We start from the raw sequence: 13716 nt of genomic DNA on the forward strand, positions 1-13716 counted from the left end.
ATAAGCAAAAGAGAACGGATGAAACACCTGTGCAGATGGATTGCCGAAGCCCGCCATGCGCTCTACAATGCGAACAATTCTTGTTCTCTAAAGCATGCCGATGCTTGCGGAGCGTTCCCGTTGAGCCCGTCCACTACCGTCGAAGTTTTGTACAACGACCATCACCACTGGCTCACCGGCTGGTTGCGACGCAAACTCGGCTGCCCGGAAAGTGCCGCCGACCTGGCTCAGGACACGTTCATCCGCGTGCTCACCGCGCGGGAAACGCCAACGCTGATCGAACCCCGCGCGTTCCTCACCACTGTCGCCAAGCGCGTGCTGTTCAACTTCTACCGTCGCCAAGACCTGGAACGCGCCTATCTCGATGCCTTGGCGCAAATGCCCGAACACGTTGCACCGTCGGAAGAAGAACGCGCGATCATTCTGCAAACCCTGGTTGAACTGGACCAACTGCTCGACGGCCTGCCCACGCAGGTCAAGCGTGCCTTCCTGCTGGCCCAACTGGATGGCCTGACCTACGCGCAAATCGGCGCTGAGTTGGGCATTTCCATCGCCACTGTTAAACGCCACTTGAGCAAAGCGGCGATGCGCTGCTACTTCGCCCTATGAATTTTTCCACGCACGTCGCCGAACAAGCCGTGCATTGGCTGATGGAAATGCAGCAAGGCGCCCTCAATCCACGCCAGCAAGCCGCCTGGCAGCAATGGTTGAACGCCCACAGCGAACACCAGCGCGCGTGGGACCACATGCAGCGTGTCAACCAGCGCCTGCGCGGCATGCCGCTGCCCCTGGCCCACGCGGCACTGAACGCACCCACCTCCACCAGCCGACGCCAGGCCCTGAAGCTGCTGCTGATACTCGGCGCAGGCTCGGCCGCCGCCTGGAGCCTGTGCCAGCAACCTATATTGCCGCCGCTGAGCGCCGACTACCGCAGCCCCGTCGGCCAGCGCCGTAAGGTACAACTGGCGGATGGCAGCCAATTGCAGCTCAATACCGCCAGTGCGGTGGATGTGCATTTCGACGGCCAGCAACGCCTGATCCGCTTGCTCGAAGGCGAGATCCTGCTGACCGGCGCCGCAGGCAATACGCCGCTGCAGGTGCTGACCGGCCAGGGCCTGCTCAGCAGCCAGGCGGCGCGTTTGAACGTGCGTCAGTTCAGCGATCACACTCAACTGTCGGTGTTCGAGGGGCGCGTCGACGTCATGCCCAATACCTATAGCGGCCTGCCGCTGACAGTCCAGGCTTCGCATCAGGTCAATTTCACGCGCAAAGGCTGGGACACCCCGCGCCCTACCGACGCCAACAGCGGCGCCTGGGCCGACGGCATGCTGGTCGCGTCTCACATGCGCCTGGAAGATTTCCTCGCCGAACTCGGCCGTTATCGCCGTGGCCAGGTTAATTGCGACCCACAGGTGGCCAATCTGCTGATCTCCGGCAGCTATCCACTGGACAACAGCGAACGCATTCTCGACCTGCTGGAAGTGAGCCTGCCGGTCAACGTTCGGCGGTTTACCCGCTACTGGGTGACCGTCCAGGCCCGCGCCTGAACTTTTTCTTAAAAACGATGAGCCGTTTTCCACACCTCGCGTGACAGAGAAGGAAAGCCACCTAGATCCTTCCTTCTCAGGACCGCCCGTCATGCCCCAGCAACCGACGCTTCTCGCCCGCTCACTGCGCCAACTCCTACTCGGCGCCAGCCTGAGTCTTACCGTACTGCCTCAGGTCATGGCCGCCGACGCCAAGCCTTTTCACATCGCGCCGACTTCGTTGGAAGCCGCACTGAATCAATTTGGCCGCGAAGCCGGCGTGTTGATCTCCTTTGGTTCCGAAGTGACGGCGGGCATGCAGAGCCGTGGCTTGACGGGCAACTACAGCGCGGCTGAAGGCCTGCAAAAACTGCTGGAAGGCACCGGCCTGCAAGCCCGCGCCGAAGGCGACAATGCCTACAGCCTGCAACCGGCCACTGCCCCAGCCAGCATTGAGCTGGGCACCTCCAGCGTGGTCGGCGACTGGCTCGGCGACGCCGCGCAAACCAACGTCTTCGAACACCCCGGCGCCCGTGATGTGATCCGCCGTGAAGAATTCGAACGCCAGGGCGCGACCCAGGCCAAAGACGTGCTCAACCGCATTCCCGGCGTCAACGCCCCGGACAATAACGGCACCGGCAGCCATGACATGGCGCTGAACTTCGGTATTCGCGGCCTCAACCCGCGCCTGGCATCACGCTCCACAGTGCTGATGGACGGCATCCCGGTGCCTTTCGCGCCTTACGGCCAGCCACAGCTTTCGTTTGCACCGATCAGCATGGGCAATATGGATGCAGTAGACGTGGTGCGCGGCGGCGGCGCTGTGCGCTACGGCCCGCAAAACGTCGGCGGTGTGGTCAACTTCGTGACCCGCGCAATTCCGGATGCGCCCACCGTCAAAGGCGGTTTGCAGACCGAAACCAGCCCCTCTTCCAGCCACGACGGCTTCAAGACCACCGGCAACCTGCTGGCGGGCGGCACTGCCGACAACGGCCTGGGCGGGGCGATTTTGTACTCCGGTACCCGTGGCGGCGACTGGCGCGAACACAGCGACACGCAAATCGACGACCTGATCCTCAAGGGTAAATACCAACTCGACGACGCCAACAGCTTCAACGCCATGGCGCAGTACTACGAAGGCCAGGCCGATATGCCTGGAGGCCTGAATGTCGCTAACTACAAGGCCGACCCGGACCAGTCCACCCGCCCCTACGACAAATTCTGGGGCCGCCGTACGATGTTCAACATCGGCTATCGCTATGAGCAGGACCGTCGCGAATTCACCGTAAACAGTTTCTTCACCAAGACCCTGCGCAGCGGCTACCTGGACCAGGGCACGTTCCTCTCGTTGTCCCCACGTGAATATTGGGTACGTGGCATCGAGACCCGCTTCGCCCAAGGCTTCGACCTGGGCCCGACCAGCCATGAAGTCGGCGTCGGTTACCGCTACATCAACGAGGCTGGCCACGAACTGCGTTACCGCACGCCGATCGCCGCCAACCAGCAAATCCCCAGCACCGACAGCCGCAACGACCGCGACACCCGTGGCGGCACCGAAGCCAATGCCTTCTTCGTCGATGACCGGATTGATATCGGCAAGTGGACCCTCACCCCGGGCATTCGCTACGAGATGATCGAGTCCCAGCAGACCAACAACCTCACCAACGTCAAATACAAGGGCGACTACAACACCGCGCTGCCGGCGCTGAACGTGCTCTACCACCTCACTGACAGCTGGAACCTCTACGCCAACACCGAAGGCTCGTTGGGCAGCGTCCAATACAGCCAGATGCCCAACCGCGTGACCAGCGGCGAAGTGAAACCGGAAAAAGCCCGCACCTGGGAACTGGGCACCCGCTACGACGACGGCACGTTGCGTGCAGAAATCGGTGCGTTCCTGATCAACTTCGACAACCAGTACGAAAGCAACCAGACCAACGACTCGGTGATTGCCCGTGGCGAAACGCGCCATCAAGGCATCGAGACCAGCGTCAACTATTCGCTCGACGGTTTGAGCCCGGCGCTGGCCGGCTTTGATGTGTATGCCACCTATGCCTACGTCGACGCCACCATCCGCGAAGACGGCCCGAACAAAGGCAACCGCGTGCCGTTCTCGTCCAAGCACAAGGGCACCCTGGGCGTGGGTTACACCGAAGGCCGCTGGAAGCTCAACCTGGACAGCAGCTACCAGAGCAGCCAGTTCGCCGACAACGCCAATACCCAAAAGGAAAGTGCTGACGGCGCAAACGGACGCATCCCGGGCTACCTGTTATTCAGCAGCCGCGCGGCATATGATTTCGGCCCGCAGTTGTCGGACTTGAACGTGGCAGTCGGCGTGAAAAACATCTTCAACACGCAGTACTTCACCCGCTCGTTCGACGATAACAACAAGGGCAAATACGTGGGAGAGCCGCGTACGGTCTACGTGCAAACCTCCATCGCGTTTTAAGACTGAAACGAAAACGGGCCTGCAAATGCAGGCCCGTTTTTAGTGGGGTGTGAAAAAACTGTCAGCTGTTAAGTGCAGCATTTTCGTTTTCCAGGAATTCCTCTTCAAGCGCGTCATCATTCACTTTATTGACCGACAGGTTTTTACCGGCAGCGCGCGGCTTGCCTTGCAGTTTGCCAAACAAATGTTCCAACGCATGGTCCAGCTTGGTGGCTGCACCGTCGATCGCCTGTTCCAGGGTATCGGCCTTGTGCAGTACCGAAACCGGCTGGTGGCCTTTTGGCCGTGCTTCCAGGCGGCAACTTAAATCGTGGGGACCGGGCTTATCCCCGTTCTCATCTTTAAGGTAGACCTCAACGCGGGTCAGGTCTTCTTCATAACGTTCGAGCGTGCTTTCAATGGTAGTACGTACCCACTCCTCCAGTCGGATGCTGCTTTCAATATGGTTATCGCTATTGACTTGGATTTGCATAGTTTTTCCCTTATTTCAGCTAGCTCGCGAGAGGTCACGACTGCTTTACCCGGCAGGTAAAACCATGACCTCTTGATTACACAATTGGGCAGTCCGCGAAACAATTCAAGCCCTTTGCAAAGATAAATCACACATTACAAATTAAGTCTGACAAGGATCAAACACGCTGTTATCTTCGGGAGTTGGGTACATCTTCCTACGCTCCCAATTCCCTACAATTGCCCTTCTCCCAAGGGGTGCAATCCGCGAAAAATCATCGCTTCTTCCACCAGCCAATCATGGACTGCCCGCACGCCCGGATGGTTCAGCGCACCTGGCGTGATGTGTAGTTCTTCAGCGCAGCGGGTGAACGACAAATGCCGCGCCGCACTGGAAAAAACGTGCAGCCAGACGTAAGTCTGACCATGGAGGGGTCGGGTCATAGCGTTTAGTGCTGCTAAAGGTTGTCTTAGGATAATTCGTGCAAATGGCCCTGCGCGATGACGGCAAACACTTTATTTCCCTCGACCGGGTGATCCGCACCCTGCTCTATTTCTTTGCGGTCTTCCGATCCTGCTTGTGTACAGCGTGGCGCTCACCAACACCCTGGGCAGTTTCATGGAGCACCCACAGCACATGACCCCGCTGCCGCGGGCGATCCTGTCGCTGGTACTGACCCTCGGCCTCATGGCCATCGTGCTGACCTGCTGGGCCGTGGCCACTTTCAACCCGAGCATTCTGGGCATGATCGAGACCATGGGCGGGCCGATCATCGCGTGCCTGCTGCTCCTGATGCCAATGTACGCAATCCGCCGCGTGCCTTCCCTGCGCCAGTATTCGGGCCAAGTCTCGAATGTATTTTTGGGAGGATCGGGCTGATTGCGCTGTCTGCGATCGTTTTTTCAGTACTGCCCTGAAATAGCCCACAACGCCCATTCAATATGGGCGCGGGCGAGCAAGCCCGCGCCCACATTGACACCTCACTGGCTGATAGACCGCCACACGGCACGCCCCTTGCTGTACAGCTTACGAAGCAAACGGATCTTGTGACGCTTCAGCGACGAAGTGGCCGGTGGTCAGGAGACACGAACTAATCCCAACACCGGTCGTCAATGACTGCATGTTCTTATCAGGCGGTACGCACCATGGACAATCCTTTTCAGATCATCACCGACACCTTCACCCCGGACTATCGGGTCAACCTGAGCATCCAACGGTTGGACGGCAGCATTATGCTCACCCTCTCCAATGACGACGGGGTGGTGGCCAAACGCATGATCAGCGCCGAACAGCGCAACGATCCAAAGCGGCTGAAGCGTCTGGTGCAGAGCATCCAATTCGGTATTGCCATCGAACAAGGCCACAGCGCCATGGAAATCCTCGCCGTGATGACAGATGGCGATCACACAGTGCTACAGCGACTGCCCCCCCGTCCCCTGCCCTTCAGCGCCGGGCTTTAAAGCTCGCCCTTCTCGGTTTCCAGGCTCGCACCACCCTTGCGACGCGGGCCTTCGACCTTCACCGACGGGAACGCCGACGACGCGTAGCGCACCACTAGGATGGCGAACGCCAACAGCAGAATCCCGCCGCACAGGTAGATGATTCCTACGTCTGGTGGGTTGTGGTGCGACACGTTGGAAATCAGCAGCCGCGTCAGGGCGGTGATCGCCACGTAGATCAGGAAGCGCACCGGCATGTGGTTGGTCTTGAAATAAATCCCGACCATGGCGCCCAATTCCAAGTAAATGAACAGCAGCAAGATGTCATCAATCTTGATGTGCCCGTTCTCCAGCATCCCCAGAAACTCCATCACCGCTGCCCAAGCGGTCACCGCACCAATGGCGAACAACGCCAGGAAGTGGAACGACTCGACAAACAGATTGCCCAGGGACTCGGCCAGACCATGTACTTGCTGGCGCAGCCTTTCGGCCCAGTTGATTTTCACGATGATGCTTCCTTAGGTCGACTCGACCGGATAATGCGGGTTGGACGTGACGGTTGTTCTGCTGTTGCATGCAGAAAAAAGGCCAGGGCAGGTATGAGATGGTGGCCGGGTGACATGAGGCACGCTTAACCTGTATTTACCGGCTACATTAAAAACTGCTATCCAAACCCCACGGTTTGGCTTACTCTTTTTGCTGTATATAAATACAGTAGTCGCAAAAGACAACTATCGTGAAGGCATGTGAGGTGGTGAATGGCCGTCGAAGTGGTATACCGCAGCAGCCGAGATCTGGAGCGTTTGTTCATGGATAAAGCCGAAGCTGACCGTCATGACAAGATGCTTGAACTCGCTGAGTTGCTGGCAGAAGTGTTGCAAAAAGCAGTGCCGTCCCTGAGTGAGCAGCAGGTGGAAGAAGCCGGGATCTACATGGCGAAGAACCGCGATGTATTTGCCAAGGCGTTCAAGAGCCAACCGGACGCGTTGTCCGAGTTGCTCAACGCTGCAGCGGAGTAAAGCCAGAATTGAACAGGCCCTGAATCATGGATTCAGGGCCTTTTTAATAGCTGGCTATTGGTACAGCAACCGTTCGGCCAGCTCATCCGCCACCCGTGCGGGGGAGCGCTTTTCGGCCTGGGCGTGGGCGAAGATTTCGGTAAGGCGCGTGCCGATGTTAGACAGGTGCGCGGTAATGATCGGCAACTCTGCGCCGCTGTGCCTAAGAGCCACGTAGATCAGGCCACCGGAGTTGATCACGTAGTCGGGGGCGTAAAGGATGCCGCGCCCTTCCAGTTGGTCGGCCACTTGCAGGTTGGTCAGTTGCGCACTCGCGGAACCGGCCACGGCGGCGCAGCGCAGCTGGCCGACGCTCTGGCGGTTGAGCACGGCGCCGAGGCCGCAGGGCGAGAGGATGTCGCACGGCGTGCTTAACAGCGCCTCGTTGGCGATTGGGTGCGCGCCCAGTTGCTCCATGGCCAGTTGCACCTTGCCATGGTCGATGTCGCTGACCAGCAACTCGGCACCGGCGGCGTGCAGCTGTTCGGCCAGGGCGTAGCCAACATTGCCCAGGCCCTGGATGGCCACGCGCAACCCTTCGAGGTTGTCGCTGCCCAGGCGGGCCATGGCGGTGGTGCGGATGCCGGCAAACACGCCCATGGCGGCATGGGGTGAAGGGTCGCCCGCGGCGGTGGTGCTGGTGACGTAACGGGTGTACTGGGCGATGCAATCCATGTCCGCCACCGAGGTGCCGCTGTCGGTGGCGGTGATGTAGCGGCCGTCGAGTTGTTCGATACAACGGCCAAACGCTTCAAACAGTGCCGCGCGGTTTTCCACGTGGCCTGGGCGCAGTATCACTGCGGTGCCGCCGCCCACCGGCAACCCCGCCAGTACGGCCTTGTAGCTCATGCCCTGGGCTAGGCGCGCGGCATCGGCCACGGCACTTTCGTCGTCGGGGTAGGAGAGGTAACGGCAACCACCGAGGGCGGGCCCAAGGCGACTGTTATGGATGGCGATGACCGCCTTCAGCCCGGTGACCGGGTCGACGCTCAAGTGCAGCGATTCAAGGCGGGTGCTATGCATGAGAGCAAACATCGTCAAGCTCCCGAATCACTTCTGGTAGTGGGCCAAGTATAGGCTTGCGGCAGAAAAATGCCGGACCACGCTGGAATAAGACGCCCGTTTTTGCAGGATTTGGGACATAAGCGCGCTGGATATTTGCTAAGCCACTGGACGAAAAACCCCAGCAAGGCTAAAACGGGGGCCTATGTCGGAGAATGCAATGAATCCCCGCAAAGCCTTTTTCGCCTGCCTGGAACGCTCACCACCTGCGCTGTTTGAAGCGGCGCTGTGGATTGCCGCCGAGCACGACCCGGCGGTGCAGCCTTTGCTGATCCTGCAGGAATTGACCCTGTTGCAACAGCAGGTGAGCCTGGGCATGCCCATGCTGCCAGCGGATGAGCAGGCCCAGCCGCTGCTGCGGCGCATGAATGACCTGGGGTTTGCCCAGGATGAATTCACCCCCTTGCGCCCCGCCGCTGCCCTGCTGGACAAGGTCTTGCGACGCAAACGTGGACAACCCTTGGCCATGGGGCTGATCGCTATGGAACTGGCGCGGCGCCTGGACATCCCCATGGTCGGCGTGAATTTCCCCGGCCACTTCCTGCTGCGGGTACCCGGTGCCGATCACCTGCTGGACCCCTGCGGCGGGCGGCGTTTGTACCCCAATGATTGTCGGGACCTACTGCAACGCCAGTACGGCCCCAACCTCAAGTTGCAGGCCGACCACCTGTACACCGCCGATCCGCGTTCGATCCTGCAACGGCTGTCGCGCAACTTGCGGCAACTGCACCTTTCCAATGACGCCCCGCTTGAAGCGCTGGTCGATGCCGAACGCGTGCTGGAGCTGGGCAACGCCAGCGCCGCCGATTACCTGGCGAGGGCCAGCCTGTATCAGCGCCTGGATTGCCCTAACGCCGAACGCTTCGACCTGGAGCACGCACTGATGCTCAGCGAAGATCCCATCCAACGCCTGCGCCTGACCGAGCGGCTGGGGCACCTGCCACCCAATTCAGTGGTGCACTAAGCCTGTGGCGTCTTGAGAATATCCCCTGTCATCCGGCTCTTCGGCACATCAACCCCGGGCGAACGCACCTGAATAATCAACAATGCCGCAATCACCGCCGGTATCGCGCAGAAGAAGAAAATCTGCTCCACCGGGATATGCATCGCGAGCAGCATGCTGCCAAAGAGCGGCCCCAGGATTGAGCCAAATCGCCCTACCCCCAACGCCCAGCCCGTACCGGTAGCGCGCACATGCGCCGGGTAGAAGTTGCTGGCAAAGGCATTGAGGGTCAACTGGCCACCGATGATGCAAAACCCGGCCGCAAATACGCAGGCCACCAAGTAGCGAGGGTTGTCATGGTTCAGGCCGAGTAAAACGGTGCACACAGCAGCCGCCGCCAGCACGCCTGACAGTAGTCGTACTTTGCTTTTCAAGCGGTCGGCGAACCAAGCCATGCCGATGGCGCCCAAGGTGCCGGCGAACAGGAACATCGACGTCACCAGATTGGCGTCTTTCAGCGTCAAACCACTTTCCAGAAGCAGCGACGGCAACCAGCTGATCATGAAATACAGCAGGATCAGGCTGACAAAAAAGGTCGCCCAGATCAGCACGGTCGGGCGCGCGTAGCCGTTACGGAACAACTCCACGACCGTCAGCTTGCTGCTTTGCGCCTGTTGGTTTTCAGCCTCGGTCGCCAACGGCGGTTGCCAGTCGGGAAGCATACGCACCGTCACCTTCCGCAACCTTGCATAGGACGGGGCATCACGCAGCAAACGCGGCAGAGATTCCGGCAGCAGCCACACCAGAAACGGGAACAGCAACAACGGTGTCACGCCTCCTGCAAGAAACACAGCCTGCCACCCGAAGCCTTCAATAAACCCCGCCGCCACAAAACCACCCGCGGCCCCGCCAAACGAGAAGCCACAGGCTGCCAAGGTCACCATCAACGTGCGCAAGCGCGGTGGGGAGTAGTCCGACATCAACGCCATCGCGCTCGGCATCGCGCCCCCCATGCCGATACCGCAGATAAACCGCGCGGCCATCAGCGTGTTCAGCGAGTTGGCAAACACCATCAGCACGGTGAGGCTGGCGTAGATCAGCACACAGCCGAGCAGGATGCGGCGCACGCCAAAGCGATCGGCCAAGGGTGTGACCAGCAATGACCCGAGCGTCAGCCCCAGCAGGTTGGCGCTGAACACCGGACCAAATGCGGCTTTCTCCAGCCCCCAATCCTTGGCCAGCGCCGGCACGACATAACCCAGCACTTGGGCGTCGTAGCCATCGGTGACCAGCAGCAGCGCGAGCAACAGGAGAATCAACCACTGATAGCGCGACACCGGACGGGCGTCGAGTGCCGCGCGAAAGCTGGCAATTTGGTTGTGCATCGCAAGGTACCTATTATTTTTATAGAGATGACGCCGAACAAGCCCGCGCCCACATTCAGGGTTGGGGTGTGTCAGGTTGATTGGCAGGGTGAGCCTGTATAAATGCCGGATGCTGCGCCGCCAGCCCCGCCACACGGCCAATGCGCGGGTACGCCGCCAATGGCACTTTGAAGCGTTCTGCCGCATACAGCTGAGGGATCAGAAACGCATCCGCCAACCCCGGCTGCTCGCCAAAGCAATAACCTTGATCACCAATCAATTGCTCCACCGCGCCAAGCCCCAGGCTGATCCAATGACCGATCCACGCCAACACCTTCGCCTCGTCATGCCCCCATTGCCGCAGCAGGTTCTGGGTGCTCGAATTGTGCAGCGGGTGGATATCACAGCCGATAATCGACGCCACCGCACGCTCATGCGCGCGGGTCGTCAAGTCTTTGGAAAGCAACGGCGCCTGTGGATAACGTTCCTCCAGGTATTCGATGATCGCCGGTGACTGAATCAGCAACTCGCCCTCATCAGTACGCAGCGCCGGCACGCGACCTTGTGGGTTGATCGCCAGGTACTCCGGCTGGCGATTGGCACCACCCGACGGCACCAGCAGGTTGACCGGCACGGCGCTGAAATCCAGGCCCTTGAGCGCCAGGGCAATACGCACCCGGTACGACGCGGTCGAACGGTAGTACGTGTAGAGTTCCATCACCCTGCCCTCCTAGCGCGCCGCGATCACAGTGCCGCGGCACTCGCCGAAGCCGATCGAAGCAAACCCTTCGCGGCTGCAACGGGCGCGCAGGATGATTTCGTCGCCGTCTTCAAGGAACTTGCGCACTTCGCCGGACGGCAACTCGATAGCCTTTTTGCCGCCTTCGGTCATTTCCAACAGGCTGCCAAACTGGCCTTCTTGCGGCCCCGACAAGGTGCCCGACCCAAACAGATCACCCGCTTGCAACTGGCAGCCGTTGACGCTGTGGTGCGCAACCAACTGCGCGACGGTCCAGTACATGTGCAGGCTGTTGCTCAGAGCCAGGCGATGAGCCGGCAGGTTCTGCTCGCGCATGGCGGCGGTGGTGAGCAGTACTTCCAATTCGATATCCAGCGCACCCGCAGCTTGGTCACGCTTATCCAGCAAGTACGGCAGCGGTTGCGGGTCGCCTTCAGGCCGCGCCGGTTGTGCCTTGCGGAACGGCTCCAAGGCCTCGGCGGTCACCACCCACGGTGAAAGGGTGGTGATGAAGCTTTTCGACAGGAACGGCCCCAGCGGCTGGTATTCCCAGGCCTGGATATCCCTCGCCGACCAATCATTGAGCAGGCAGAAACCGGCAATGTGCTCGGCCGCGTCACCAATGGCGATCGAATCGCCCATCGCATTGCCCTGGCCGATCCAGATGCCCAGCTCCAGTTCGTAGTCCAGGCGCGCGCACGGGCCGAAGGTCGGCTCGGTCTGGCCGGCTGGCAAGGTTTGGCCTTTGGGACGACGCACCTCGGTGCCCGAGGCGCGGATGGTCGATGCGCGGCCGTGGTAACCAATCGGCACGTACTTGTAGTTGGGCAGCAGCGGGTTGTCGGGGCGAAACAGTTTGCCGACGTTTTGCGCGTGTTCGATACCGACGTAGAAGTCGGTGTAGTCATTGATTTTCGCCGGCAGGTGCATCTGGCAATCAGCGGCGCGGTGCAGCACCTGTGCCTCGCGGGTTTGCAGTGTGCTGCCTTCAGCCAGCAGTTCCAGCAGACGCTCGCGCAAGGCCACGCGCGGGCCACGGCCGAGTTCAAAAAACGCGTTCAGTTGGCCGCCGGCGGTCGCTTCAACGGCGCGACGCGCTTCACCCTCGAACTCATCCAAGGCTGCGTGCAGATCAAGGATGGAATCACCAATCGCCACGCCACTGCGCGGCGCCGAACCGTTGAGGCTGAACACCCCCAGCGGCAGGTTTTGCAGGGGGAAATCCGCGTGACCATTGGCCGAGGCCACCCAGCTGCGCGTTAGTGTTGGCTGAGTCATGGGTTATCTCCGATTCGGGTTGAAGGTGGCGGGCAGCGAGGCCCAGCACGCGTCGTAAGTGTTTTGCAGTTGCGGGCATTCCAGGGCGAACCGCGTGGGACGTAGCACTTGGCTGGTCTCGAACATGAAAGCCATGGTGTTATCGATCTTGTGCGGCGCCAGATCGACGTTGATCGCCTTGGTGCAGGTCTCGCCGTCCGGGCCGTGGGCGCTCATGCAACTGTGCAGCGACGCGCCGCCGGGCAGGAAGCCTTCGGCCTTGGCATCGTAGGCGCCCTGGATCAGGCCCATGTATTCATTCATCAGGTTGCGGTGGAACCACGGCGGGCGGAAGGTGTTTTCGGCCACCATCCAGCGCGGCGGGAAAATCACGAAGTCGAGGTTAGCCAAGCCGTGGGTGCTCGTCGGCGAGGTCAAGACAGTAAAAATCGACGGGTCCGGGTGATCGAAACTCACGGTGCCGAGGGTGTTGAAACGGCGCAGATCGTATTTGTACGGCACGTTATTGCCGTGCCAGGCGACGACGTTGAGCGGGGAATGGTCCAGTTCACAGGCCCAGCGTTCACCGAGGAATTTTTGTACCAACGTCGTAGGCTTTTTCAGGTCTTCGTAGTGAGCAACCGGCGTGAGGAAATCGCGCGGATTGGCCAGGCCATTGCTGCCGATGGGGCCCAGGTCCGGCAGGCGCAACGGCGCGCCGTGGTTCTCGGCGACGTAGCCACGCGCCTGGGCATCCAGCAGTTCGACGCGGAACTTGAGGCCTCGCGGCAGCACGACGATCTCCAGCGGTTCCACCTCCAGCACGCCCAATTCCGTGGCGATACGCAGCCGACCTTGCTCGGGGACGATCAACAATTCGCCATCGGCGTTGAAGAACACGCGCTCCATGGAACGGTTGGCACAGTAGTGATAGATGCTGATGCCAGAGGGTTTTTCCAGCGCCGAATTGGCGACCATTCCTACAAGCCCATCAACGAAGTCCGTCGGTTCACTTGGAACATCCAACGGGTTCCAACGCAAGCGATTGGGCGTCACCGCGCCCAACGGCCCACCGACCAATTGCCGCTCAAGCCTGACGAACGCAGGGTGATTAGCCGACGGCTGAATGCGGTAAAGCCAGGTACGCCGGGCTTCGCTGCGCACCATGGTGAACGCTGTGCCGGAGAACAACTCGGTGTACAGCCCATAAGGCGCTTTTTGCGGGGAGTTCTGGCCGACCGGCAATGCGCCGGGCAGGGCTTCGCTGGCGAATTCATTGCCGAAGCCCGACAGGTATTCGAGGTTCATGGATCGTCCTCTACACGGAAGTTGTTTTTATCGTAATCCAGTTACGCATAACGTAATTTGATCACTGTCGACCGTCAAGCTATAAAGACGCCCATTCATCTCTCGGATTCTCGCCCTTCC

13 protein-coding genes and 2 pseudogenes are annotated in these 13716 nt (G+C 60.2%); 7 read left to right on the forward strand and 8 right to left on the reverse strand.

The features are described 5' to 3' along the window. Positions 1 to 120 precede the first annotated feature (120 nt). The 3 genes from AACY36_RS01365 (at position 121) to fecA (ending at position 3975) form a co-directional block, all read left to right on the forward strand. Positions 121 to 609 (forward strand): sigma-70 family RNA polymerase sigma factor, encoded by a 489-nt coding sequence (locus tag AACY36_RS01365; protein WP_339417724.1) that lies wholly within the window; start codon positions 121 to 123, stop codon positions 607 to 609. Continuing rightward, positions 606 to 1547 carry a FecR domain-containing protein gene (locus AACY36_RS01370; RefSeq protein WP_339417723.1) on the forward strand — a complete coding sequence of 314 codons (942 nt, stop codon included), beginning with the start codon at positions 606 to 608 and terminating at the stop codon, positions 1545 to 1547. The genes AACY36_RS01365 and AACY36_RS01370 overlap by 4 nt, the downstream gene beginning before the upstream one ends. A gap of 91 nt (positions 1548 to 1638) precedes the next feature. After that, positions 1639 to 3975: a TonB-dependent Fe(3+) dicitrate receptor FecA gene (fecA, locus tag AACY36_RS01375; protein WP_339496692.1), complete on the forward strand. Its 2337-nt coding sequence runs from the start codon at positions 1639 to 1641 to the stop codon at positions 3973 to 3975. Positions 3976 to 4036: 61 nt separating this feature from the next. Here the strand turns inward: fecA and AACY36_RS01380 are convergent, their stop codons facing one another. Further along, a complete protein-coding gene (locus AACY36_RS01380; protein WP_339417721.1) occupies positions 4037 to 4447 on the reverse strand; it encodes an HPF/RaiA family ribosome-associated protein in 411 nt (136 codons plus the stop codon). Positions 4448 to 4668: 221 nt separating this feature from the next. Continuing rightward, positions 4669 to 4869, reverse strand: a pseudogene (locus AACY36_RS28145) (LysR family transcriptional regulator); the annotation flags it as partial. Between the two features lie 250 nt (positions 4870 to 5119). Between AACY36_RS28145 and AACY36_RS01390 the strand changes: the two are divergent. Beyond that, positions 5120 to 5343 (forward strand): annotated as a pseudogene (locus AACY36_RS01390) (HAAAP family serine/threonine permease); the annotation flags it as partial. A gap of 228 nt (positions 5344 to 5571) precedes the next feature. Beyond that, on the forward strand, positions 5572 to 5886 hold the full coding sequence (locus tag AACY36_RS01395; RefSeq protein ID WP_339417720.1) for a DUF3509 domain-containing protein: 315 nt from the start codon (positions 5572 to 5574) through the stop codon (positions 5884 to 5886). Here the strand turns inward: AACY36_RS01395 and AACY36_RS01400 are convergent. After that, complete coding sequence (locus AACY36_RS01400; RefSeq protein ID WP_339417719.1) at positions 5883 to 6371, reverse strand: phosphate-starvation-inducible protein PsiE; 489 nt, start codon at positions 6369 to 6371, stop codon at positions 5883 to 5885. The genes AACY36_RS01395 and AACY36_RS01400 overlap by 4 nt on opposite strands. A gap of 252 nt (positions 6372 to 6623) precedes the next feature. Between AACY36_RS01400 and AACY36_RS01405 the strand changes: the two genes are divergently transcribed. Then, positions 6624 to 6884 carry a YebG family protein gene (locus tag AACY36_RS01405; protein ID WP_003171979.1) on the forward strand — a complete coding sequence of 87 codons (261 nt, stop codon included), beginning with the start codon at positions 6624 to 6626 and terminating at the stop codon, positions 6882 to 6884. Between the two features lie 54 nt (positions 6885 to 6938). Here the strand turns inward: AACY36_RS01405 and AACY36_RS01410 are convergent, their stop codons facing one another. Then, positions 6939 to 7958 (reverse strand): Glu/Leu/Phe/Val dehydrogenase family protein, encoded by a 1020-nt coding sequence (locus tag AACY36_RS01410; RefSeq protein WP_339427131.1) that lies wholly within the window; start codon positions 7956 to 7958, stop codon positions 6939 to 6941. A gap of 187 nt (positions 7959 to 8145) precedes the next feature. Between AACY36_RS01410 and AACY36_RS01415 the strand changes: the two genes are divergently transcribed. Beyond that, positions 8146 to 8949, forward strand: coding sequence for a SirB1 family protein (locus AACY36_RS01415; protein WP_339417717.1), 804 nt, complete (start codon positions 8146 to 8148; stop codon positions 8947 to 8949). On the opposite strand, the gene AACY36_RS01420 is transcribed toward AACY36_RS01415, so the two are convergent. From AACY36_RS01420 to hmgA, 4 genes are read right to left on the reverse strand one after another with little or no spacing between them, the layout of a single operon-like run. Then, entirely contained in the window at positions 8946 to 10313 is a 1368-nt protein-coding gene (locus tag AACY36_RS01420; RefSeq protein ID WP_339417716.1) for an MFS transporter, read from the reverse strand. The two genes, AACY36_RS01415 and AACY36_RS01420, sit on opposite strands and share 4 nt — an antisense overlap. 55 nt (positions 10314 to 10368) lie before the next feature. After that, positions 10369 to 11010, reverse strand: coding sequence for a maleylacetoacetate isomerase (gene maiA, locus AACY36_RS01425; RefSeq protein ID WP_339417715.1), 642 nt, complete (start codon positions 11008 to 11010; stop codon positions 10369 to 10371). 12 nt (positions 11011 to 11022) lie between these two features. Further along, positions 11023 to 12309 carry a fumarylacetoacetase gene (gene fahA / locus AACY36_RS01430; protein WP_339417713.1) on the reverse strand — a complete coding sequence of 429 codons (1287 nt, stop codon included), beginning with the start codon at positions 12307 to 12309 and terminating at the stop codon, positions 11023 to 11025. Between the two features lie 3 nt (positions 12310 to 12312). Next, positions 12313 to 13596, reverse strand: coding sequence for a homogentisate 1,2-dioxygenase (gene hmgA / locus AACY36_RS01435; RefSeq protein ID WP_339417711.1), 1284 nt, complete (start codon positions 13594 to 13596; stop codon positions 12313 to 12315). Positions 13597 to 13716 lie beyond the last annotated feature (120 nt).

The sequence above is a fragment of the Pseudomonas sp. EA_15y_Pfl1_P101 genome, assembly GCF_963970835.1.
GTDB lineage: Bacteria > Pseudomonadota > Gammaproteobacteria > Pseudomonadales > Pseudomonadaceae > Aquipseudomonas > Aquipseudomonas tritici.